Here is a 23,916-nt window from a genome sequence, read left to right on the forward strand (position 1 = left end):
ATGATAGCCGGGAAGGGCGGCGGGGAGACTTAGGTAAGATGGTGAAATGAGTTCAAGTGTAAGAAGAAGAAAGCTGCGGACGCGGATGGCCTCGGCTGGCGTGGAGGCCATGCTGATCACGCATCTGCCCGACGTGCGCTACCTCTGTGGGTTCACGGGATCGAACGCGGCGCTGTTGGTGGTTGGAACGCGGGCGACTCTGTTTACCGATGGCCGGTACATCGCGCAGGCGGCGGCAGAGGTGGACGGCGCGAAGGTCGTCATCGCCCAGAAGCCGGTGCTGGCTGCGGCGGTTGACGCGGTGGTCGCCGAGGGCGTGGCCACATGCGGCTTCGACTCGACCCAGACGTCTGTGGCGGCGCTGGAGTCGCTGAAGGCGGCGCTGCCCGCAAAGCTGCGCAAGAGCCTGCTGGTGCCGGTGGCCCCGCTGGTGGCCGGGCTGCGCGAGATTAAGGATGAAATCGAGATCGACAAGATGCGGGACGCGGCCGGGCTGGGCTGCTGGCTCTTCGACAACGTCTTCGAGCACATGGTGCCGGGCGCGACGGAGATCGAGGCGGCGCTGGCGCTCGAGTTCACGGCGCGCATGGCCGGGGCCGAGCGGATGTCGTTCGACACCATCGTGGCCAGCGGCGAGCGGTCTGCCTTGCCCCACGGCAGAGCGACCGGGGCCAAACTGCCGCGCCGGGGATTCTGCACGCTGGACTTCGGCGTGGTGCTGGACGGCTACTGCTCCGACATGACCCGGACGGTACACATGGGCAAGGCCCGCCCCGGCGAGCGCGAGGTCTATGAGGCCGTTCTAGACGCGCAGATGGCGGGCGTGGCGGCGGTGAAGGCCGGTGTCCAGGCGGGCGACGTGGACGAGGCCGCCCGCGCAGTACTGCGGGAGCGGAAGCTCGACCAGTACTTTACCCACTCCACCGGCCACGGCGTCGGGTTGGAGATTCACGAAGGCCCCAGGGTGGCGGCGAAGCAAACCCAGACCCTTAAGGCCGGAATGGTGATTACAATTGAACCCGGCGTGTATATGCCGGGCCAGTTCGGCGTTCGGATTGAAGACACGGTGCTGGTCACGGCCGAGGGGTGCGAGATTCTGACACCCTCGACCAAGGCCTGGATCGAGTTATAAAAAGCGGAATTGATCGGCAGCAGTTAGACTGACGTGAGCCGCATCGAGCGGCCTCAGGAAGATCAGGAAGAGTGAGATGGAAGATAAAGAGTTGAAGGAACTTCGCGAGCTGGTCGAATTTTTGAAGGCCAACGAGATCGCCGAGTTTGACATGGAGCGCGCCGACCTGAAGGTGCGGATCAAGTTTGCCGCGGACCCGGCTGCGGCTCCCGCCGGCGTGGATATGGCGCAGTTGGCGCGCCTGATGGCCTCCACCCCCTCGGCACCTGTTGCTGCCGCTGCGCCTGTGGCCGCTGCGGCCCCGGCGGCTGCGCCCGTGTCGTCGAACCACGAGGTCAAGTCGCCGATCGTGGGCACGTTCTACGAGTCGCCTTCGCCCGGTGCTCCGGCGTTCGTCAAGGTGGGGGACCAGGTCGAGGTTGGCCAGGTACTGTGCATCGTCGAGGCGATGAAGCTGATGAACGAGATCGAATCGGACATTGCGGGCGAGGTCATCGCGCGCATCGTATCGAGTGGGCAGCCGGTCGAGTATGGCCAGCCGTTGTTTGAGATCAAAGCTCGATAGACGAAGAGCAAGGCGGAACGGGGAAAAAGGGATAAAAAGGATAAGAGGGATAAGGCCCAGGCCAGTGCGGCATCTGGTGGAGTGAGTGCCGGTTCGGGCCTTTCGTTCTGTCTTTGTTTGATCCGCTTTGATCTCTTTTATCCCTTTTTCCTCGTTTGCTTTGTCCTTGGAAGCGGCGAGCCAGTGATGGGACGGAAGGTTGAAATATGTTTCGTAAGGTATTGATTGCAAATCGGGGCGAGATCGCGCTACGGGTCATCAGCGCGTGCAAGGAGATGGGTATCCGGACGGTGGCCGTTTACAGCGAGGCCGACCGGAACTCGCTACACGTGCGCTTCGCCGATGAGGCCATCTGCATCGGGCCTCCGCGCTCGTCGGAGAGCTACCTGAACGTCCCCGCGGTCATCTCGGCTGCCGAGATCGCCGACGTCGATGCGATCCACCCCGGCTATGGCCTGCTGAGCGAGAACGCCAACTTCGCCGAGGTCTGCCGTGCGAGCAACATCAAGTTCATCGGACCGCCCCCCGAAGTAACCCGGATGATGGGCGAGAAGTCCACCGCGCGCCAGACCATGAAGAAGGCCAAGGTGCCGATTCTTCCCGGGTCGGACGGCATCATCGAGGGCAAGGACGAGGCGCTGGCATGGGCCAAGAGTGTCGGCTACCCGGTCATCCTGAAGGCGGTGGCGGGCGGCGGCGGCAAGGGAATGAGAATCTGCCGCAGCGCCGAGGAACTTCCGGCCCTCTTCGATCAGGCGTCGACCGAGGCGGTGAATTCGTTCGGCAACGGCGATCTGTACATGGAGAAGTTCATCGAGCGGCCTCGGCACATCGAGTTTCAGGTGCTGGCCGATGAACACGGCAACGTGATGAGCCTGGGCGAGCGAGAGTGCTCGATCCAGCGCCGCCACCAGAAGCTGATCGAGGAGGCCCCGTCGCTCCAGGTAAGCCCGAAGCTGCGCGCCGAACTGGGCAAGACGATCGAGCGGTCTCTCAAGGACATCGGCTACTGGAACGCCGGAACCATCGAGTTCCTGATGGACGAGGATGGCAAGATCTACTTCATCGAGATGAACACCCGTATCCAGGTCGAGCATTGTGTAACCGAGATGGTTACAGGAATCGACCTGGTGAAGGCGCAGCTCAGGATTGCCGCGGGTGAGAAGCTCAGCGATATTATCACCGAACCGGTTACAATTCGCGGGCACGCCATCGAGTGCCGCATCAACGCTGAGCACCCGGAGAAGTTCACGCCGAGCGCGGGCAAGATCACGGCGTTCAATATTCCCGGAGGAAACGGCGTCCGCGTGGACACGGCCCAGTACTCCGAGGGCGTGGTGCCGCCGTACTACGACTCGATGATCGCCAAGCTGATCTGCCACGGCAAGGACCGCGAGGAGGCCATGAACAAGATGCAGCGGGCGCTCAGCCAGTTCGTTGTGCAGGGAATTCACACGACGATTCCGCTGCACCAGAAGATCTTCGCCGATGAGGAGTTCCGCTCCGGTTCGTTCGATACGAAGTTCATGGAACGCTTCTTTGAACGCCAGAAATAGAAGCAAAAGCAACAGCGCCCTCGCGCCGGGCGGGCGGCACTTCGTGCGGTACTGGACGCTTCGCGTGAGAGGCAACTGCTGATGGTGCATGGGCTTTATGCGATTGCGGATTACGAAACGCTGGCTGCCCGCGGAGTAACCTTGCGCGGCTTCGCCGAGGAGATGCGCGAAGCCGGGGTTACCCTGTTGCAGTATCGCGACAAGGCCGCCGACGATGAGGTCGCACTCTTCCGCGCCGAGGAGATCGGCTCGGTCTTTGAGGGCAGCGATGCCACCCTCATCGTGAACGACCGCCTGGACGTGATGCTTCTCGCCGGTTGGGACGGCGTCCACGTCGGTCAGGACGACATGGCAGCGGCGGACGCCCGGATCGTCGCCGGAGATGGCCGCGTGATCGGTGTCTCGACGCACACGATGGAAGAGGTGTGGGAGGCCGAGCAGGGCGTGGCCGATTACGTCGCCATCGGCCCGGTCTTCGCCACCGGAACCAAGCGGGATGCGGCTCCCGTGGTGGGTCTCGACGCGGTAAAGCGCGCTCGCGACCTGACCCAGAAGCCTCTGGTAGCCATCGGCGGCATCACCCGGGCGAACGCGCGGAGCGTTATCGAGGCGGGTGCGGACGCGGTAGCGGTCATCTCGGGCCTGGTACCTCCGGGCGAGCGGCCAGGCAAGGCGGCGCGAGACTTTCTCGATCTTTTCCGGTAGAACTGACGAACGTGAAGACCATAGCTCCAGCCGATCCCCCGACTTTGTCGCCCTCCGCCCAGCAGGGCAGCGGCGCGCCAAAGTTCGTAGAAGGGATGGGTCTCTTCTCGGCCACGGCCATCGTGATGGGCTCGATGATCGGCTCGGGAATCTTTATCGTCTCGGCAGATATGTCGCGGGTGCTGGGCTCTCCGGCGCTGCTGATTGCGGCGTGGCTGGTCACGGCGGCCATGACGATCATCGGCGCGCTGAGCTACGGCGAGTTGGCGGCGATGATGCCCAAAGCCGGTGGCCAGTACGTCTACCTGCGCGAGGCGCTGGGGCCGATCTGGGGATTTCTCTACGGCTGGACGCTCTTCCTGGTGATCCAGACCGGGACCATCGCCGCAGTAGGAGTGGCATTCGGCAAGTTTCTCGGCGTCTTCTTCCCGTCCATCAGCAAGAGCAACTGGATCTGGCACATCGGCAACGGAAACATCGGCTTGAACACGGCAAACCTCGCCGCAATCGCGATCATCACGCTGCTGACAGTGCTGAACACGCTAGGTGTGAAGCTGGGCGCGGCGGTGCAGAACGTCTTCACCTCGGCCAAGGTGCTGGCACTGATGGCGGTGGTTCTGGTCGGAGTGCTGGCGCGGAACACGGCGGCCATCGCGGCGAACTTCGGCGCGGGCTGGCACCAGTTCTGGGCGAGTTCTGGCTGGCATACGAGCCACGCGGTAACGGTCGGGGCCAACGGGCCGACGACGATGGTGGGCGTGCTGACCGTGGTCGCGGTGGTACAGGTGGGTTCGCTGTTCTCGTCCGACGCGTGGAACAACGTAACCTTCACGGCGGGGGAGATTCGCAATCCCCGCCGAAATCTGCCGCTCTCGCTGGCCATCGGGACCGGCGTGGTGCTGCTGCTCTACGTACTCTGTAACTTCGTCTACCTGAGCGTTCTGCCGCTCCCCGCGATCCAGCACGCAGCCGAGGACCGTGTGGCGACGGCGGTGATGGAGGCGGCGTTTGCGGGCTACGGAGCCAAGCTGATGGCGGGCGCGATCCTCATCTCGACCTTCGGCTGCGTGAACGGGATGCTGCTCGCCGGGGCGCGGGTCTACTACGCGATGAGCCAGGACGGCCTCTTCTTCAAGGCCGTCGGTCGGCTCAGCGAGCGCTCCGGCGTGCCGGTCAACTCGCTCTGGGTGCAGTGGGCGTGGACCTGCCTGCTCTGCCTGAGCGGAAGCTATGGTGATCTGCTCGATTACGTCATCTTCGCAGTCCTGATCTTCTACATCCTGACGATTCTGGGGCTGTTTGTGCTTCGCCGGACGCGTCCCGAGATGGCTCGACCCTACAAGGCATTCGGCTATCCGGTGCTTCCCGCGCTTTATATCGTGATGGCGAGTTGGATTTCTGTTGTACTCTTGCGTTACAAACCTCAATACACGTGGCCGGGGCTGATCCTGGTGCTGCTGGGAGTGCCGGTGTACCTGGTGTGGAAGAGTTCTGGCCGTGCGTCTGCACTGCGGGCCTGATTTGCTGTACAAGACTTTGGAAGATGGAGAATTGCGTTAGATGGCGAATCTGCTGGCGATTAAGCCAATGTCAAAGCTGCTGAACGAGGCGAAGAACGAGGGGGAGGCGAGCCTGAAGCGTTCGCTTGGCCCCCTGAACCTGATCACCCTCGGAATCGGCGCAATTATTGGTGCGGGAATCTTTGTACTGACGGGGCAGGCTGCGGCCAAGCACGCCGGTCCTGCGGTAATGGTGAGCTTTATCTTCGCGGGCATCACCTGCGCCTTCGCCGGGCTTTGCTACGCGGAGTTCGCCTCGCTGATTCCCATCGCCGGTTCGGCCTACACCTACGGGTACGCGACGCTGGGCGAGTTCGTGGCCTGGATCATCGGCTGGGACCTGGTGCTGGAGTACGCCTTCGGCGCGGCCACCGTGGCCTCGGGTTGGAGCGGCTACTTCGTCGGCCTGTTGCAGGACTTCCACATCCACATTCCGCCGCAACTGACGACGACGCCGGGCACGGTGCTCTACCAGTACCACGACCGCTGGATGCAACTGGCCGCGCTACCCACAGGCGTAGACCCGTCGAGCCTGCCGCATGCTGCCGGAATCTTCAACCTGGTGGCTTTCCTGGCCATCGCCGTCGTGACGGCGGTGCTGGTGCGCGGCATCGAGGAGTCGGCCAACCTGAATACGGTGATCGTTCTTGTGAAGCTGGCGGTGGTCGGGATCTTCCTGTTCCTGGGCATCGGCTACATCTTGCACAACCCGGCCCACGCCCATGCGAACTGGACGCCCTTCATTCCGCCCTCTGACGGGCATGGCAACTTCGGCTTCGGCGGTATCACGGCGGGTGCGGCTTCCATCTTCTTCGCGTACATCGGCTTCGATGCGGTCTCGACCGCGGCTCAGGAGGCCAAGAATCCGCAGCGGGATATGCCCATCGGCATCCTCGGCTCGCTGGTCATCTGCACCGTCCTGTATATCCTGGTCTCGGGCGTTCTGACCGGCTTGGTGAACTACCGCGCGCTGAACGTGGCCGATCCGGTTGCGGTCGGAATCGACGTGACGGGCGTGCGTTGGGGCTCCATCCTGGTGAAGATCGGCGCAGTCTTCGGCCTGGGCACCGTGATGCTGGTGATGCTTCTGGGCCAGTCGCGGGTGTTCTTCTCCATGTCGCGCGACGGCCTGCTGTGGAAGTGGGCTGGGGCGATCCACCCGAAGTTCCGCACGCCGTGGATCTCGAACATCGTGGTGGGCGCGATTGTGGCGTTCATGCCTGCGGTTCTGCCGATCGACCGGCTGAGCGAGCTGGTGAACATGGGCACACTGCTGGCGTTTGCCATCGTCTGTGCCGGTGTCTGGATTCTGCGCCGCCGCAGCCCGGAGCTGCCTCGTCCGTTCAAGACGCCTCTGGTGCCTCTGGTGCCGATCCTGGGCATCGTCAGCGCGCTATACCTGGTGTGGACGCTGCCGACGCTGACGAAGGAAGTGGTGATCGGATGGCTGATTCTGGGGCTGCTGATCTACTTTACGTACAGCGTGAAGCACAGCAAGGTGCAGGCGATGGAGCGGGGCGAAGACCTCGGCTAGGTCTCTCTAAAAGCCCAAATGCCCCCTGTCTCAAAGTCGAGACAGGGGGCATTTGCTTTTTTACGCGAAGCGTCCAAGACCGCACGAAGTGCCGCCCCCCCCGGCGCAAGGGCGTTTTTGTTTGTTCTTTTAGTCGTCATTCAGAAGCAAAGCGGAGGAATCTGCTTTTGTCGTTATTTCTAAGTAATGAATCAGTTTGAATCTACAGTTGCCAGATAGCCTGCTAGAGTGTGGGCATGTTCCGGAGACTGCTCTTCGCCGCTCTTCTTCTAGGCACCTACACGCTACACGCCCAAAGCCCTGCGGAGGCGGCTGCCAACGAGGGAATCTGGGAAGGCTACGACGGGGAATGGCGGTACGCCTCACGCCTTCTGGTCTCGATCGCGGAGGCGATTCCGGCTGACAAGTATGGTTGGCGGCCGGAGCCGGGAGTGCGGTCGGTGAGCGAAGTGCTCATGCACATTGCCCAATCGAACTACTACCTCCTCAGCGTAACCGGGCCGAAGATGCCACCCGAACTTGAGTCGAACGATGTGGAGAAAAGGATCGTGTCCAAGCCGGACGTGGTGTCCTACCTGAGGCGGTCTCTTGAAGCGGTCAAGACGGCGCGAGCCCAACTTAAGCCTGGAGATCTACAGCGCAAAGTGAAGATATATGGCAAAACCGTGAACGTAGACGGGATGTACCTGCGGATCATCTGTCACGATAACGAGCACATGGGCCAGCTGATTGCTTACGCGCGCATGAACGGCATCGTGCCGCCTTGGTCAGCGGGTGTGGTGCTCCCCAAGTAGGCCACATGGTTCAGTCAGAACTTGTTTGGCGTCTATCGGATCGGAACTAATCACCAAGAGGGGTGTGATCTGAAGGTGTCGAGGCGAAGGCCCCGACACCTTCAGCACTACTCGCTGGGATGATGTGGCGGAGCCGTCGAGGCAGAACTTGGCCTTACCCCGGGCTTTGCCGCCCCCGGCGTGGCCAGAGTCTCAGGCGTAATAGGCAGGCTGGTCCCGTGGACGGTGGCGGGGTCGTCGCGCAGCTTCAGGTAGAAGCTGGCCCCGAGCGGTCGTGGGATGAGCAGCGTGGTATCCACAAACCCCTCCGGAATGGTGGTGGGCGCGGTAAAGTCGGTGTCGGTCGCGATCGAGTCGATCAGGTAAAGATCGGTGCCGTCGAGCTGGCAGGGGCGTGCGACGTCGCTGGGGCAGCGCAGGCCAGTCAGTGTCGGGAGCCGCACCAGCGTCGCCAGCGGCAGCCACTCGCCGGGCGTCCCATCGGAGGCCACGGCGCGCAGGTGCAGCGGCCCGAAGGCCGAGGTCCCGAAGGTCTTGAGCGGATCCAGCCGGGCCAGGACGGTGTGCGAGTCCTGCAGGATGAGCGATCCGGCGGCGATCGAGAGCGTCGTGTGCAGCGAGTCGTCCACCGAGGCGACCTCGATCTGCTGGCTGCGCGGAAACTTCTGCTCCGATTTCACGAAGAAGACGATCTGTGCCCCCAGCGGCAGGTCGTCCGAGTCGCTGAGTGCAATGGGCGACGGTGGCGGAGCAGGGGAGCCAGTCGGCGGCGGCGGCTGGACAATCCGCTTGCTGATCAGCGTGACCGACGGGCGCGGAATCAGCACGGTCGAGGGTGCGTCAAGAGTGCGCCCGTCGGTCAGCTCGACCTTGGCGACGAAGTGGTCGCCGCTCTTGACGACGAGTGGCTTGGCGTCCTTGGCGATCGAGAGGGTGACCGATTTGTCGGTGCCGCCGGGGTCGGGCATGTAGGCCAGGCCGCTAACGGTGACCTGCTTGACCTCTTCGAGGCTGGTGCCGGTCAGGGTCAGGGTGTGGTCGCCCTCGTGCAGCGCTAGCGCCTCGATACGGGCGGGCTCGGAGAAGGTTTTGGTGCCGAGCTGGTCGGGTTTGGGTTGGCCGAACTGCTGGATGGCCAGTTGAATGGTGCCGGGGCTCTCGGCATGGGGCAGGTTGAGAGTCAGCTCGACGGGCTGGTCGGGTTTGGGCTGGCTGTCGGGAGCCCTCTCGGGTTCGGGGCCAGCTTCCACTCTGTCTTCAGGCCGGCGGGCTCAAGCGTGATCCCCTGGATGCAGGCAGTGCCGGAGCTGATGAGCTGCAGGTGGTTAGGCTGGCCCGCGATAAGGACGGTGGGCGTGGCGGCGTTGGTGGCGATGCGCCAGCCTGAGCCGGGCAGGCCCTGCAGCGGGACGGTGGGGCCGGTGAAGGGGTCGAAGCCCCACATGCCCTTGATGATGCCGGTGAGCTGCTCGCCGGGCTTGAGGATGGGGGCGTCGGGGGGAGCCGAGGCCGTAGTTGTAGCCGGAGCCGCCAGCTCCTTTCGCGGAGAGGCATCAGGGGCGATGGTCAGTCCGCCGTGGTAGGAGTCCGGGATGAGCGGCAGGTCCTGGGGGCCGGGCTTGCCGTCGGGGCCGGGGACGCGGGCGCTCAGGTGCAGGACGAGATCGTGCGCCAGTGCGGTCGAGAAGACCAGCGGTGCTCCCTCGACCGGGATGGAGACCCTGGGCTGCAACAGGCAGGAGACGTGATCCGGATCGGCCGTGCGCAACGGCGGCGGCGGGCTGGCCAGCACTGCGGGCAACCCGATAACCAGCACTGACTTGGGGTTATGGAAGGAGGGCGGTGTGTTGAGCCGCAGGTTCAGGCTCTCTTCATTGGGAAAGGCGATAGCCGGGATGTACTGGTACTGAGCCGTGTGCAGCGTGCTGGTCAGGCGTACCAGGTCCACGATGGCTCCGACGTAGGCCGAGTAGAGCCCGCCCCCCGCGGCCCCGGTGTAGGCGGCCTGATTGATAAAGTCCGACCCCGGCCCATTCGAGAGTGCGGCGACGATGGTCTGGCCGTGCCCGTCGTCGAGCAGGGTCTGGGTGCCGGTCTGAGTCAGGCAGTTGTACTGCTGGTCTACTGGCCGCTTGAAGCAGTCGGGGTTGGGCTTCAGGTTCAGCGTGCGGGCCAGCAGGTTGGAGTGCCGCTGCAGCGAGTCGGGGTCTCCCGGCGGTACCTTCTCCATCTCCGAGATGTACTTCTCGATACGCGCCTGCTCGAATCCGGCCTCGTTCAGGTCTTGCGTGGCGCGCACGAAGATGCCGGGCCGTCCGGTGACGGCCGAGCGCAGGGTGCTGTAGTCGCCGCCGGTCTCGGGGGCCAGGAAGAGCACGGCCTGCTGGGCCTCCTGCGGCACGGTGATGGTGACGCCCTCCTGCCGCACCTTCTTGTTCCAGGTCTCGATGCGGGTGAACCAGTGCTCGGGCGGAGGATTGGTGGTGCCGCGCAGAAAGACGGCTATGAGCAGATAGTGAACCGACTGGGTTGGAGGCAGGTCCGGGTGGAGCCAGATCTGATCGCCGGGCTGGAGATTGGGAACCCGCGCGATGGGCAGAGAGGCACCCTTGCGGGTGACGCGGATATCGATTTTGGGACCAGCGAGGTCAAACCGTGCCTGGGCGGCGGCGCGCCCAAGGGGGAGGAGCAGAAGCAGAATCATCACGCGTGCGAACGGCTTGACCATACTTGGAGTTTAGATGCAGCCTCGGTGTTACGCAGCAGCATTGGCTGCTGTTCTGTGGATGATGAATCAAAAGGGTTTCTGGATGATGAGAAAGGTTTAGACTGGCTCACAGTCTGGTGCGGAGCCGGATGTCTTCGGTAAGTACTGTTTTAGCACTGCGCGTCCCTGTAATTTTTCATCGTTTAACGGATGTGTCTTTGACGCAGCGCGTAGTGGTTTGTGGCATGATTGGATGGTTTAGGAATCAAAGGATTTTAGCTACTCCAGCAGTTGACGTTCCACTGTTGACATTCCACTCTCATGGTGAGGTTGTAATGCGTTGCGTCCGGACTCTCTCCTTCTCTCTCTTGCTCATGGCCTCCCCCTTCGTTATCGGCCAGACGAAGCTGCCGATTCAGCAGGCAATTGAGAATAGCTATCCCCTGACGAAGCCGAGCGCCGACCATAAGGATATCGTCACGCCCGGAGCGGTGATCGACCTTCTGAAGGACAACCTGACGATGTACAGCGTAGCCGCGGCAGCGCCGGGCAACGTGACCTACGAGGACGGCAAGTTCAAGGCCAGCGGCTTCTCCAAGCTGATGAACTTCCACGCAACCGGGACTCCGAATACGACGAGCCGGACCTTTGTGGCGGGTGAGAAGTTCTGGCTCATCGGTGTCAACGTCCGCGATGACGGCGCGGTGCTGGAGTTTATCTCCGACCCGATGAACGACATTCGCTATAAGGTCTTTGTGAAGTATCCCTTTCCCAAGGGCACCATTCCGCCGCCCGACGCGGTGATGGCGATGATCTCGCAGACCGTGAAGGCGGAGCCGGTGGATAACGCTCAGGGCTCCGGGGCGGCTCAGCCTGCTGCGCCCAGCGCGCCTCCTCCGGCGAAGATGGCCGATATCGCGCCTCCGCCGCCTCCAGCCGATGCCCCGCCCGCCGCGCCGAAGTCAATCTCGCTGGGACAGACCAAGGATCAGGTGGCGGCGATGTTCGGCCCGCCGACCAAGATCGTCAACCTGAGCACCAAGGAGATCGACTACTACCCGGACATGAAGGTCACCTTCGTCAAGGGCAAGGTCACGGACGTTCAGTAGTACGGCTGATGGGTTCTCGATAGAGAAAGACCGGGCCAGGTGGCTGGTGTTTGTTGTCTCTGCAATTCTTTGCACTCGTCCCCAAGAGTCATCAAGAGCAATTCAGGAGTAACCCAGATTCAGGAGTAACCCAGGAGTAGGTCATGCCTCTGCGCCGCCCACACACTCGCCGTGTTCTCTGTGCCTCGCTGCTTCTCACCGGATCTCTCGCCTTTGGCATAAGCTCTGCGGCGGGGCAGAAGAAGTCCGCTCCCGCGAAGCCCGCAGCCCATCCCGCTGCTCCGGCGGCCCATCCGGCCGCTGCGGGAGCGGCGCACCCTGCCGCCGGAGGCGCGGCGCATCCCGGCGCGACGACCACCACCAGCCGGACCACGACCACGACGACCAGCGCCCACGGTATGACCACCACGACCACCGCGCACACCACGACTACCAGCATGGGAGCGCGTCCCGGCGGTGCGATGGCGGGCCATCCCGGCGGCGGCGTTGCGGGAGCGCACGGCAGCCTGGCCCACGCGGGTCCGGTGGGCTCGCACGACCGCGTGGGAGCCAACGGCAACGTGATGCGCACGCGCGCCAACGGGCATCCGATGGACGTCCACGACGCGCGCCGGGGAATGGACATTCACCATAACCTGGCGGGCGGGCGGCGCATCTCGGTGGAGCGCGCGGACCACTCGCGGCTGGTCTACGAGCGGGGCCGCGGCGGGTACATCGCGCACCCCTATATGTTCCACGGGCACGAGTACGCGCGGCGCAGCTACTACTATCACGGCCGCGCCTACAACCGCTTCTACAACCACTACGGATATCGCGGCGTGTACCTGGACGTCTACGCGCCGGTCCACTACTACGGTGTCGGCTTCTATGGCTGGGCTTACAACCCCTGGGCGGTTCCGGTGGCCTACTCGTGGGGCTGGGGAGCGGCTCCGTGGTACGGCTACTATGGGGCCTACTTCACGCCGTATCCGGTCTATGCCGCGCCTTCGCTGTGGCTGACGGACTATCTGATCGCCACTTCCTTGCAGGACTCCTACGACGCGCACGTCGCGGATCAGGGCCAGGCTGACGCGGCTGGCTCTGCTCCGCCCGCGCCGCTGACGCCCGAGACCAAGGCTCTGGTTGCCGAGGAGGTCAAGCGGCAAGTCTCGCTCGAGAATGCCGAAGCCCAGGCCAATGCGCAGCATCAGGAGGGGGAGGCGGCCTCGAGCAGCATCGCGCGCCTGCTGAGCGACGGCCAGCCGCACGTCTTCGTCGCGGGCAAGGAGATGGACCTGACTGACGCCTCGGGGCAGGAGTGCGCGGTGACCGACGGCGACGTGCTGCAGTTGACCGCTCCGCCCCCGGCCGATGCCACGGCGGCGAGCCTGACGGTGCTTTCGAGCAAGGGCGGAGTCGAGTGCCGCAACCGCTCGGTGGTCTCGGTGAGCTTCGAGGATCTGCAGGACATGCAGAACCATATGCGCGAGACGGTCGATCAGGGCCTGGAGGAGTTGCAGGCCAAGCAGGGCAAGGGTGGTCTACCGGCAGCTCCGGCGTCGGCGCTGGGGCCGCCGGTAACGGCTCTGGTGGCCGAGAACGCTCCTCCGCCGGAGCCGGGCGGAGCGCAGGAACTGGCGCAGCAGGATCAGCAAGCAGCGGGCGCGGAGCAAGAGGTGGCGGGCACGCTGCCTCCGGACGGCGCCGGACCGGCAGCCGCCCCGATGGCTGCACCGGCACCCGCAGCGCCTGCGGCTCCGGTCTCGATTGCTCTGGGCCAGACCACGGCCCAGGTGGTCGGTGCAATGGGCCAGCCGTCGAAGATCCTGAACCTCGGCCCGAAGACGGTCTATGTTTACCCGGACATGAAGATCACCTTCAAGCAGGGCAAAGTAGCTGACGTCGAATAGGTACTTCGTACCGTTCTCGGGGCTGCACGGGGAAATAAACAGCATGGCCTCCCGCTGGTCGGCAGCGAGCATCTTTCTTGCCGACCCACGGGAGGACCATCTCCTGATTCTTAGGAATCCGCATGCGGCGGCGCGCTGGCTAACCGCGCCTCAATATGGCTGCGGTCGCGTGTCGAGATCCTATCGCTGGCCACGACGCCATCGCGAATGGTAATGACGCGGTGGGCATACTCGGCGATATCCGGCTCATGCGTAACCAGCACAACGGTGTTCCCCTTGGCGTGGAGATCGTCGAAGAGCGCCATAATCTCATCTCCGGTGCGCGAGTCGAGATTCCCGGTAGGTTCATCGGCCAGGATGATGGACGGGCCATTTACCAGCGCTCTGGCGATAGCCACACGCTGCCTCTGCCCACCCGATAGCTCGTTTGGTTTGTGCATCATGCGCGTGCCCAGGTTGACGGATTCGAGAATCGCCTTGGCCCTGGCCTCGCGCTCGGCGGCGGGCGTGCCGTTGTAGATCAGCGGCAGCTCCACATTGCGCAGGCTGGTGGCGCGGGGCAGCAGGTTGAAGGTCTGGAAGACGAAGCCGATCTCCTTGTTGCGGATGCGGGCGAGCTGGTCGTCATCCAGCTTGGAGACGTCGTGCCCGTTGAGCCAGTAGCGCCCCTGCGTCGGCGAGTCCAGGCAGCCGATCAGGTTCATCAGCGTCGATTTGCCCGATCCCGACGGCCCCATGATGGCGACATACTCGTTATGGCGGATCCGCAGATTGACGCCGCGCAGCGCGTTCACCTTCTGCTCGCCCATGGTGTACGTCTTCCACAGGTTGCTGGTGACGATGACCTCGCCTTCGTGGGGCTCTTCGTTGTGAACGGCGTCTGGATCGACTTCAATTTCGGCGGCCATATGACTTCTCTCCGGTACAGTTATCTCTTTATAGATGTTATCGGCACATCGCGGGACTTGGTGTTCTCGGATACCGAATCGATCCCGCGATCCGTCCTATGTATGACGCAGGGAAGATGCTCGAATGAGTTTGTCTGTTGCCTTGTTTAAGCCTACAATCTTTATGATTACCAGGAGTTGCATCAGCCATGACCATCCCGTATCGTTCGCTTCTCAGTGCAGTCACTCTGTCCCTTGTTTTTGTGGGAGCCAGCGCTCTCCGGGCACAGGATGCGCAGCCCGCGACGACGCCGGACGGAGTCAGCAAAGCCGCGCCGATCACGGAGAAGCCGGACCCCACCAAGCGTCCGCTGACCGACAAGGAGCGCTTCGCCCAGCAGAAGGCGATGCGCGGCGAGTTGCACGGCTCCTACAAGACCTGGGTCGACCAGGACGTGCGCTGGATCATCACCGACGAGGAGCTGCAATCGTTCAAGCACCTGTCGAACGACGAGGAGCGCGACCAGTTCATCGAGAACTTCTGGCTGCGCCGCAACCCCAATCCCGATTCTCCTGAGAACGAGTACCGCGAAGAGCACTACGCCCGCATCGCCTACGCCAACGAGCACTTCGCCGCGGGTAAGGCGGGCTGGCGCACTGATCGCGGCCACATCTACATCTCGTTCGGCAAGCCGGACAGCATCGACTCGCACCCCAGCGGCGGCAGCTACGACCGCCCCATGGACGAGGGCGGCGGTAATACCTCCACCTACCCGTTCGAGATCTGGCACTACCGTTACCTCGAAGGCATCGGCGACAACGTCGACATCGAGTTCGTCGATACCTGCATGTGCGGCGACTATCACATGACCATCGACCGCTCGGAGAAGGACGCGCTGAAGATGGTTCCGGGTGCCGGTCTGACGATGGCCGAGGAGCAGGGACAGACCTCGAAGGCGGACCGCTTCCAGGGTGGCGGCCTCGAGCAGTTGGGAACCGGGCCGGGCACCTCGTCGAACCAGTCCAAGCAGTTCGACCGTCTGGACCGCATGGCCAAGCTGATGGCTCCCCCTGTTATCAAGTTCAAGGATCTTGAGGCCTTCATGGTCTCGTCGAAGATCCTCACGGGCAAGCCCTTCCTCTTCGACGTGCGCACGGACTATGTGAAGGTGACCAACGACACCGTGCTGGTGCCGCTGACGCTCCAGATTCACAACTCGGACGTGACCTACAACACCAAGGACGGCGTCTCGATGGGGGTGGTCAACATCCTCGGCCGCGTGTCGAACCTGAACCACCGTGTGTTGCAGACGTTTGAGGATACGGTCTCGCTACAGACGCCGAGCGAGCTGTTGCCGCAGGATCAGAAGAAGGTCTCGGTCTACTGGAAGGCGCTGCCGCTGCCGCCGGGCCTCTACAAGATCGACATCGTCATCAAGGACGTGAACAATCCGGATCACATCGGAACCTATCAGCGCAGCGTCAATGTGCCGAAGTTTGATGACGATCGGCTGGGCCACTCGTCTCTCATATTGGCGGACCAGATGGAGCGGGTTCCGTCGAAGGATATCGGGGCGGGCAACTTCGTCATCGGCAATACGCGGATTCGTCCTCGGGTTCCGACCGGCGTCGCGGTGCCCATCCTCTTCCATCGCGATCAGAACCTGAACTTCTGGATGCAGGTGTACAACCTGGGAATCGGCGAGAACAAGCAGAACGGGGCGACGATCGAGTACCAGATCCTCGACCTGGCGACGAACAAGTCGGTGCTCGACGCTCAGGAGACGACGAACAAGCTGAACCCGAATGCGGACCAGGTAACGCTCGAGAAGAGCCTGCCGCTGGCAAGTCTACAGCCTGGGAAGTACCGGGTGAGTATCAAGGTGAACGACGGTGTGTCGAAGCAGCAGTTTGCTGAGAGTGCGCCGTTTACGGTCGAGTAAACGGACTCCGGATGCACGATCACGTAGATAGAAGGCGATGATCGGTTTCGGATACAGTCCGCGCAGGTCGCTCTCTCTCCCGGCAGGTATGGGAAGGACAGTGATTTTTGGGAGTAGGCCAGACGGCGCACAGGGGATCTGGACTGTGCAACGTGTATCACGTAACCCGGTAAGCATCAGCGCACCCGCCCGGACGGTCTTCATACTGGCGGTGTTGCTGTTTGCTGCCTGCGAGGCGCAGGCCAAGTCTCCCCGCCCGGCGAATGTGGCTGGGGCGACGGTGCAGGGCGTGGTGCGGGATGCGGAGGGCGTGGCTCAGATGGGGGCTCTGGTCCAGGTGCTCAGCGGCAACGCCACCGTGGGCAAGGCATTTACCGATCCGAACGGACATTATGTGATTGCGCTTGCGGAGCTTCTGCCCCGGCGCTACAGCGTGCGGGCCAGCGCGACCCTGTTTATCCCCGCGACGCGCGAAAATCTTCAGCTTAAGACAGGAAGTCGCACAGTCGTCAATCTGACGCTGGCGACGCTCTTCGAGACGACCTCCTGGCTGCCGAGCGACCGGCGCAGACCGGATGAACCCGCGGACGACTGGAAGTGGACGCTGCGTTCGACCGCCAACCGTCCCATTCTGCGAGTGCTCGACGATGGCGAGACGGTGCTGCTCTCCGCCGGTGACGGGGAGGCTGAGGGGCCGCGCCGGGGGCAGATTCAGGCACGGGCCACGGTCGAGGGCGGCAGCGGTGGTTTTGGCAATAGCGGTGTACGGACGACGCTTGAGGCCAACCGGGAGCTTCCGGCGGGAGCTGACCTGCTGATGCAGGCGCAGCTAGGCTCGGCCTTTGGCGAGGATAGCCGTGGGGCTGCCACGGAGGTCGCGACCGGATATCAGCGGCGCTCGAGCTTTGGAACTTCGCGGACGATTGTGCGCTATGCCTCGCATCCTGAGTTGGTGGCGGGTGGGGTGGCTGGGGTCCAGACGGTCGATATCCGCAGCGCGCAGTTGACCCAGATGGGCGACATGGCGGAGCTTGAGGTGGGCGGTAGCCTGCGAGCGGTCCATGCCGGGAGCGATGCCTTCCAGGCGGCTCCGTTTGTGCGGCTGACGGCTCATCCGTCAGGCACGTGGATGGTGCAGTACCGGATGGCGTCGGCGCGCGACGTACAAGGGATTGCCGATATGGACGCCGCGGACGACGACATTCCGGTGGCGATCGTCGCGAACGGGAAGCTGCGGCTGGAGCAGGGAAGACATCACGAGCTGTCGGTTGCGCACAAGATGGGGCGCGGCACGGTGGAGGTGACGGTCTACCATGACTCGCTGGATAATGCGCATGTGGCTGGAGTCGGCGCGGGGTTGGTCGATGCGGCGCTTGCTTCGCCCGGGCTGGACGCTATGCCGGGCGCGATGGTGGACACGGCCAATGGGAGCTTCGAGGCGCTGGCCGGTGGGTACAGCGGCGCGGGTGCGAGCGTCGAGCTGGACGAGACGCTGATGCCGGGGCTGGTGGGCGCGCTGGAGTACACGATGGGTAAGGCGCTGGCGGCCAATTCTGCGGCGGCGAGCACGTTTGAGGGTTCGGTGGCGGCGATGAAGGCGCGCTCGGCTGAGTCGGCCACGGTGGCGCTGCGCGGCAAGATCGGATCGACGCGGGTGCGGGCCTCGTACCGCTGGCAGCCGGTGCGGACGCTGACTTCGGTGAATCCTTATGGAAATCCCAGGGATGAGGGGTATCTCAGCTTTACGGTGAGGCAGCCGGTGCGCTGGGGGAACCATCTGCCGCAGGGGCTGGACGCGACGATCGACGTGACCAACCTGCTGGCGCAGGGGTATCGGCCATTTGTGTCGGCGGATGGGCAGACGCTTTACTTCGCCCAGGCTCCGCGGACCTTGCAGGCGGGACTCTCGTTTTCGTTCTAATTTGCGGTGCGTAGAACGCGGTTTTGTGATGGTGAAACGTGGTCAGGTGACGGTGAGGATCTGTGGCTGACGGCCATGCCTGGGTAGGGACAAGGAAGCATTGATTTGAATGGAGTCAATGCCTTTTCCGTTCGCACAGACGGTCACCGCAAGTTGTTCAATGATTTCAGTTGGCTTGTGAATGTCTGATGTCTATAGACGTCAGACAGGCTATTAGATCTCGAGCGTGCGAGTTCAGTCCTGCCATAGTGCCGATATTCTTTCGCTATGCGCTCGAATATCTCGATGGAATAAGGCTCCGTTGTCTGAGGGGCACGGAGTTTGAGACGGCGTAGAAGACTCCTTGCGTGGGAACGGGTTTTCCTGCCGGAAGTGGGCTCGCAAAGCTAGTTCAGCGAGTGTGCGACAGGAGTACCTGGGCCAGCGGAGCGACGAGCCGCCCCGTTTCGTAAAGGCCCCACGCTAACGGCAGCAAGACAACTGTCCAGGCCAGGACTATCTTCGAGCGAGCCCCCTTCTTTGCGTGCGAAGAAGAGGGCTGTTTGTCCGTGTCAGGAACGGCTTGCTTGTTGGGCATCGAAATGCAGGTTTTCGTCGTCATGGGGTCACCTTTTTCCGAAGTGGAGTGCTGCGCCTGCGGTAAATCGAAGGTTGTTTTGGTGGTTGTCTGCTTTATTGGGAAATGTTGTGACGAAGTAGTCGACCTGGGCGAGTCGGAGGGTAATTTTTCGGTTTAGGTTGAACTCGACACCTCCTCCCAGGGTCGAGCCGAAGACCGTTGACGAAGCGGCTCCGCCCGAGTTGGCCGGAGCCAGTCCTCCGGTTGCCCGGACCGCTCCGAGCAGCACCTGAGCGTAGGGAACGAAGCGAGCCTGCGGCCTGCGGTAGAAGAAGCGGGGCCCCAGCAGAAACGACGTCAGCGTCAGGTCGAGACCGCTGGCATCTACCTTCGAGGCATGCACGGCTCCGACCTCGAACACGGTGGCGAACTGAGGTCCCAGATGATAGGCATACGATCCGCTGCCGCCGTTCATGGAAAAACATCCGCATCCTCCCGGCGGCGCATTGGTGTGGAGGTAGGTGTAATCCAGCGCGATCTCATGGGATGGCTGAGCCTGCGCCATCAGGTTGACGGAGGCGATCGACAGGAGCGACAGGGCAAGGAGTGAACGCATGGTCATAGGTCCTCGTTTACTGCACGGTCAGCGTGACTGTGGTTGAGTGGGTGTCCGATCCGCTGGTTCCGGTCACGGTGATGGTGTAGGTTTTGGCGGACGACGGCAGCGCGAAGCCGGCACCGCAGCCTGTCGTTGACACCGCGATGCCGAACAAGGCAACGATGCAGGCAAGGCTCGCGAAGAGCCCTCGGCTTTTCTTCCCGAGGCTGAGTCTCTTGCCTGGGATGAGCAGCAGCAGGGCTGCGAAGACTGGTGCCGTGAAGGGCCACCGTGGAAGGCCGTTTCCTCTTGCCATCTGAGGAGAGGCTGTCCGGATGGTCATGGTGGACTGGGCAGCGGAGTCTCCGGGCGTGACTGAAGCGGGCGAAAAGGAGACCGTCGCTCCGGCCGGAAGGCCGCTCGCGGCGAGGGCGACCGCCTGGGCAAAGGCGCCGCCCGTCGAAGCGACGTTTACGCTGTAAGCGGCGCTGCTTCCCGAGGTGATGCTTTGGGAGGCTGGGGTCGCGGTCACGGTGAAATCGGCGGCAGCCGGTGACGCTGTGCCCGTGCCTGTTAGTGTGCTGCTCTGCGGTGAGCCGGGGGCGTTGTCGGCAATGGTTAGCGTCGCGGTGGCAGAGCCGACGGCGGAAGGCGTAAACGTTACGGAGATCGTGCAGGAAGCGCTCGCGGCAAGAGACGCTCCGCAGTTGTTCGACCCGACCGCGAAGGACTTGGCTCCGCCGAGGGAGATGGAGCTGATCGACAGAGCCGCGTTTCCATGGTTGGCAAGGGTGAAGGTCTGGGCTGCGCTGCTGCTGCCGGTCGCAACGCTGTTGAAGTTCACAGAGGAGGGGGTGAGGGCGGCCTGAGGAGTCGCTGGCGGAGCCGTTGCGACGCCCGTTCCTGTCAACGTCGAGGTCTGCGTTCCGGCTTGATCGACGATGGTGAGGGTTGCCGTGGATGAGCCTGCGCTGGTGGGCGAGAAGACAATGTAGAGCTGGCAGTATGTTCCTGACTGCAGTGCGGGTATGTCTCTTGGGTTGGCTCGGCTATGTGCGGCAGCCACGCTATGCGCTGGTCTGGCGAGGGCTGTCGCTCCGGTGGCGCAGTTGTCTGTGTCGATGGAGAAGCTGCCCGGATTCGCCCCGCCGAGCGAGATGGATGTGATGCCCAGCGATGTGGTGCCAGTATTTGAGAGCGTGAAGTTTTGCGCGGAGCTTGTCGTGCCTGTCGTCACACTGCCGAAGTCTACAGATGGAGGTGTGAGCGTCGCCTGGGGTGCGCTGGCCACGCCTGTGCCGTTTCCGGAGAGGGCTACGGTCAAGGGTGATGCAGGATGGTCGAGGTCATGGATCGAGAAGGTGGAGGTGAGTGCGCCTGCGCTCTGCGGCGTGAAGGTAAAGGTAACGGTGCAGGTGCCTGTGTTGGCCTCGATGAGACCGCCGCAGTTGTCGCTCTGAGTAAAGTCCGTCGCATCGGTCAACGAACGGCTGCTAAGGTAAATCGCCTGGTTGGTGGTGTTGGTGATGATAGAGGTAAGTGCGGAGCTGGTGCTGCCCACGGCAGTTGAGGCAAATGTCTGCGTTGTGGGTGCGATGGTGAGCGCTCCGGTACTGGTGCCGGCCTGTCCGGTGCCGATCAGCGAGATCGTCTGTGTGGCATAGGGGCTGACCGCATTCAGATTGTTGTCCGTCAGTACGAGCGAGCCGGTGATGCTGCCAACACTGGTTGGGGTGAACTCCACCGTGAGTCCGCAGCTACTTCCTTGTCCCAGCGTTCCTGCTGATGAAGATGGACCCACAAAGGGGCACGGCCCGCTCTCGCCGATGAAGAACGTGAAGCCCTTGGAGACACTCGCATTTGACCCGGTCGCAGGTGGCGGCAGAGTCAGTGGCGCGTTGCCGATGTTTGAAACGGCCACTCCCAGCGGGCCGTCTGTGGTGTCGGTCGATGCGACTGCAGTGGGCGTTACGAAGGTCAACGTGGTGTTGCTGATATCTGTCTTGCGGACAAGATTGTTCTTGGTGTCGGCGACGTAGAGATTACCCTCGCCATCTAACACAACCTTCTGCGGGCCATTCAAAGCTACCTGCGTTGCCAGTCCACCACCAGTAGAGCCCAGCGAGCCATTACCGGCGACGGTTGTGATGGTTTGGGTGGCAGAATCCACTTTTCGGATGAGGTTATTTGAAAAGTCCGCAATATAGAGATCTCCGGCAGGGTCCACTGCGACGCCCATCGGCCAGTTCAATTGCGCTTTGGTTGCCGCTCCTCCGTCGCCGCTGTAGCCGGGTCCTAGTGCGTTGTTTCCGGCAACGGTGTGAATGATGCCGTCCGTTGTTACTTCTCGGACGACGTGGTGGCCGGAATCCCCGATGAACAGATTGCCCGCAGAATCCACGGTGATGGAATCGTAAGACGCATAAACGCCCCCGCAGCAGAGAGCCAGGTTAGCCTGAGTAGCCGGTCCGCCATCACCGCTGTAGGTGGGTGAGCCTTGATTGATAGTCGCTGGATTACCCGCAACCGTCGTAATGATGCCCGCAGTATCTACCTTGCGAATCAAGTTATTGTTCTGGTCTTCGATATAGAGATTGCCCTGCAAATCGAGAGCGACACCTTCCGGCCGGTTTAGGCTTGCCTCGGTGGCTGGGCCATTGTCTCCGCTGTAACCTTCTGTTCCATTGCCCGCAACGCTGGTGAGTATCTGCGTGGTGGCATCTATCCTGAAGACCTGCTGGGCGGTCTCGGCTGCGAAATAGACGTTGCCCGCGGGATCGACAACAACGTCGGCAGGACGATCGAACGTTGCTTTGGTGGCAGGACCGCCCACGCCGCTTAGGCCCCCCGCGCCAGTACCGGCGATCACGGTGATGTTGCCACTCGTATCGATTTTGCTGACGGTATTGCTGTAGAACGCCGCGGTATAGACGTTACCCGCGAAATCCACTGCGCCCGCGGATGGATTGCACAGTGGCCCAAGCAGCGCAGGCCCAGTGTAGGCATTGCAGTTTGAACTGCCGACGTCACCGGCCAGCGTTGACATGGTTCCAGGAGTCAGCGACACGAGCGGACTCACACCCTGGCCGTTCAGGCCGATATTGATCTTGCCGGTACTGGTGACTGCCTGGACGGGCACGGCACGCTGGCCGGGATACGCGGGACTGAAGGTGACGGGAATGGTGCAGATCGTGCCAGCCGGGTTGGACGTCACGCCATTGACGGCGCAGCCGCTGACTGCGCCGATCGTATACTCCTGCTTGTTGCCCTGAGAGGCAGGCACAGTGAAGCTGGTGATGGTCTCGGCGGCCGCCGTCTGGAGGAAGAGGTTCTGAGGGGCACTGCTGCTGCCGACGTTGGTGGCTGGGAATATAAGTGGCGAAACTTTACGTATGATCGCGTTCCCTGTGTCTGCGATATAGAGATTGCCGTCGCGGTCCACCACCATGCCATTCGGGTAATTCAATTCGGCTTTGATTGCCGCTCCACCGTCGCCTGAATGGCCGGGTGTTCCGGTGCCAGCTACGGTCGTGATGATTCCGGTGCCGAGCGCCACCTTCCGAACGCGATGGCCATTTTCATCCACGATGTACAGGTTGTTGGAACTATCCACGGTCACTTCGTCGGGCAGGTTCAATTCGGCGCTGGTGGCCGGTCCACCATCCCCTGAGTCGCCTTGGGTTCCGTTTCCGGCAATCGTGGTGATGATTCCCGTAGCTGCCGTCACAAGCCTTATATGGTTGCTATTCTCGTCCGCGATATAAAGGTTGCCGATGCTATCGACAGCTACTCCATACGGAGAGGCCAGCCGCGCACTCGTCGCCGCTCCGCCATCGCCCGAATAACCGTAGGTTCCATTGCCTGCAACGGTCGTGATGATGCCGGTAGATGCGGTTACCTCGCGAATCCGCTCGTTCTGAAAGTCGCCGATGTAGAGATTGCCGGTGCTATCTACCGCCACGCCAAAAGGCGAGCCCATCTCGGCATGGATTGCTGCGCCACCATCGCCGGAGAATCCGTGCGTCCCCGTGCCTGCAACGGTCGTGATAGTTCCGGAGGACGCCGCCACCATGCGGATCCGATTATTGGACGAGTCCGCGACGTAGAGATTACCGGCTTTGTCGAAAGCCAGACCGTAGGGAGAGTTCAGCTCTGCGCTGATCGCCGGCCCACCGTCTCCTGAGAAGCCCGCCGTACCATTACCGGCCACGGTCGTAATAAGTCCTGTACTCGCGCTGATCTTGCGAACCCTGTTATTTGCGGAGTCTGAGACGTAGAGGTTGCCTGCACTATCGAGCGCCAGGCAATGGGGCTGAGCCAGCTCTGCGCTTGTCGCTGCACCGCCGTCGCCTGCAAACCCGCCGGTTCCGTTACCGGCTACCGTCGAGATGCCATTGACCTGCACCAGTTGGGCCAGCGAGACTCCGCAAGACATTACGAGTAACATTGCCAGGCAAA

Annotated in this window: 16 protein-coding genes; 11 read left to right on the forward strand and 5 right to left on the reverse strand. The window is 62.6% G+C overall.

Translation table 11 applies throughout. From position 1 onward, the window contains the following. Window positions 1–46 precede the first annotated feature (46 nt). The 7 genes from FTO74_RS07070 to FTO74_RS07100 all read left to right on the forward strand — a co-directional run bounded on the left by FTO74_RS07070 (window position 47) and on the right by FTO74_RS07100 (window position 7,845). Complete coding sequence (locus tag FTO74_RS07070) at window positions 47–1,132, forward strand: Xaa-Pro peptidase family protein (protein WP_162537513.1); 1,086 nt, start codon at window positions 47–49, stop codon at window positions 1,130–1,132. Window positions 1,133–1,208: 76 nt separating this feature from the next. Further along, window positions 1,209–1,697: an acetyl-CoA carboxylase biotin carboxyl carrier protein gene (gene accB / locus FTO74_RS07075; RefSeq protein WP_162537514.1), complete on the forward strand. Its 489-nt coding sequence runs from the start codon at window positions 1,209–1,211 to the stop codon at window positions 1,695–1,697. Window positions 1,698–1,903: 206 nt separating this feature from the next. Next, on the forward strand, window positions 1,904–3,253 hold the full coding sequence (accC, locus tag FTO74_RS07080) for an acetyl-CoA carboxylase biotin carboxylase subunit (RefSeq protein ID WP_162537515.1): 1,350 nt from the start codon (window positions 1,904–1,906) through the stop codon (window positions 3,251–3,253). 81 nt (window positions 3,254–3,334) lie between these two features. After that, entirely contained in the window at window positions 3,335–3,958 is a 624-nt protein-coding gene (gene thiE, locus FTO74_RS07085) for a thiamine phosphate synthase (RefSeq protein WP_255462544.1), read from the forward strand. A gap of 95 nt (window positions 3,959–4,053) precedes the next feature. After that, window positions 4,054–5,478 carry an amino acid permease gene (locus FTO74_RS07090; protein ID WP_162539750.1) on the forward strand — a complete coding sequence of 475 codons (1,425 nt, stop codon included), beginning with the start codon at window positions 4,054–4,056 and terminating at the stop codon, window positions 5,476–5,478. A gap of 40 nt (window positions 5,479–5,518) precedes the next feature. Further along, complete coding sequence (locus FTO74_RS07095; protein ID WP_162537516.1) at window positions 5,519–7,051, forward strand: amino acid permease; 1,533 nt, start codon at window positions 5,519–5,521, stop codon at window positions 7,049–7,051. 236 nt (window positions 7,052–7,287) lie between these two features. Continuing rightward, entirely contained in the window at window positions 7,288–7,845 is a 558-nt protein-coding gene (locus tag FTO74_RS07100) for a DinB family protein (RefSeq protein ID WP_162537517.1), read from the forward strand. A 107-nt stretch (window positions 7,846–7,952) separates the two neighbouring features. Here FTO74_RS07100 and FTO74_RS19685 read toward each other — a convergent pair whose 3' ends face one another. Continuing rightward, on the reverse strand, window positions 7,953–9,095 hold the full coding sequence (locus tag FTO74_RS19685) for a hypothetical protein (RefSeq protein WP_255462545.1): 1,143 nt from the start codon (window positions 9,093–9,095) through the stop codon (window positions 7,953–7,955). Beyond that, window positions 9,026–10,573, reverse strand: coding sequence for a hypothetical protein (locus FTO74_RS19690; protein ID WP_255462546.1), 1,548 nt, complete (start codon window positions 10,571–10,573; stop codon window positions 9,026–9,028). The genes FTO74_RS19685 and FTO74_RS19690 overlap by 70 nt, the downstream gene beginning before the upstream one ends. Before the next feature lie 353 nt (window positions 10,574–10,926). Between FTO74_RS19690 and FTO74_RS07110 the strand changes: the two genes are divergently transcribed. Beyond that, window positions 10,927–11,661, forward strand: a complete 735-nt coding sequence (locus FTO74_RS07110) for a hypothetical protein (RefSeq protein ID WP_162537518.1) — start codon at window positions 10,927–10,929, stop codon at window positions 11,659–11,661. Window positions 11,662–11,804: 143 nt separating this feature from the next. After that, window positions 11,805–13,550 (forward strand): hypothetical protein, encoded by a 1,746-nt coding sequence (locus FTO74_RS07115; protein WP_162537519.1) that lies wholly within the window; start codon window positions 11,805–11,807, stop codon window positions 13,548–13,550. Window positions 13,551–13,660: 110 nt separating this feature from the next. On the opposite strand, the gene FTO74_RS07120 is transcribed toward FTO74_RS07115, so the two are convergent. After that, a complete protein-coding gene (locus FTO74_RS07120) occupies window positions 13,661–14,458 on the reverse strand; it encodes an ABC transporter ATP-binding protein (protein ID WP_162537520.1) in 798 nt (265 codons plus the stop codon). A 188-nt stretch (window positions 14,459–14,646) separates the two neighbouring features. Between FTO74_RS07120 and FTO74_RS07125 the strand changes: the two genes are divergently transcribed. Together FTO74_RS07125 and FTO74_RS07130 are read left to right on the forward strand one after the other, a co-directional pair. Further along, the gene (locus tag FTO74_RS07125; RefSeq protein WP_162537521.1) at window positions 14,647–16,380 is read left to right on the forward strand and encodes a GWxTD domain-containing protein; all 1,734 of its coding nucleotides are present in this window, start codon (window positions 14,647–14,649) and stop codon (window positions 16,378–16,380) included. A 145-nt stretch (window positions 16,381–16,525) separates the two neighbouring features. Continuing rightward, window positions 16,526–18,301, forward strand: a complete 1,776-nt coding sequence (locus FTO74_RS07130) for a TonB-dependent receptor (RefSeq protein WP_162537522.1) — start codon at window positions 16,526–16,528, stop codon at window positions 18,299–18,301. A gap of 605 nt (window positions 18,302–18,906) precedes the next feature. Here the strand turns inward: FTO74_RS07130 and FTO74_RS07135 are convergent. Both FTO74_RS07135 and FTO74_RS07140 read right to left on the reverse strand, forming a co-directional pair. Beyond that, window positions 18,907–19,476, reverse strand: a complete 570-nt coding sequence (locus FTO74_RS07135; RefSeq protein ID WP_162537523.1) for an outer membrane beta-barrel protein — start codon at window positions 19,474–19,476, stop codon at window positions 18,907–18,909. Window positions 19,477–19,492: 16 nt separating this feature from the next. After that, window positions 19,493–23,893, reverse strand: coding sequence for a choice-of-anchor D domain-containing protein (locus FTO74_RS07140; protein WP_162537524.1), 4,401 nt, complete (start codon window positions 23,891–23,893; stop codon window positions 19,493–19,495). Between the last annotated feature and the right edge of the window lie 23 nt (window positions 23,894–23,916).

Source organism: Granulicella sp. WH15 (assembly GCF_009914315.1).
In the GTDB taxonomy this organism is placed as follows: domain Bacteria; phylum Acidobacteriota; class Terriglobia; order Terriglobales; family Acidobacteriaceae; genus Edaphobacter.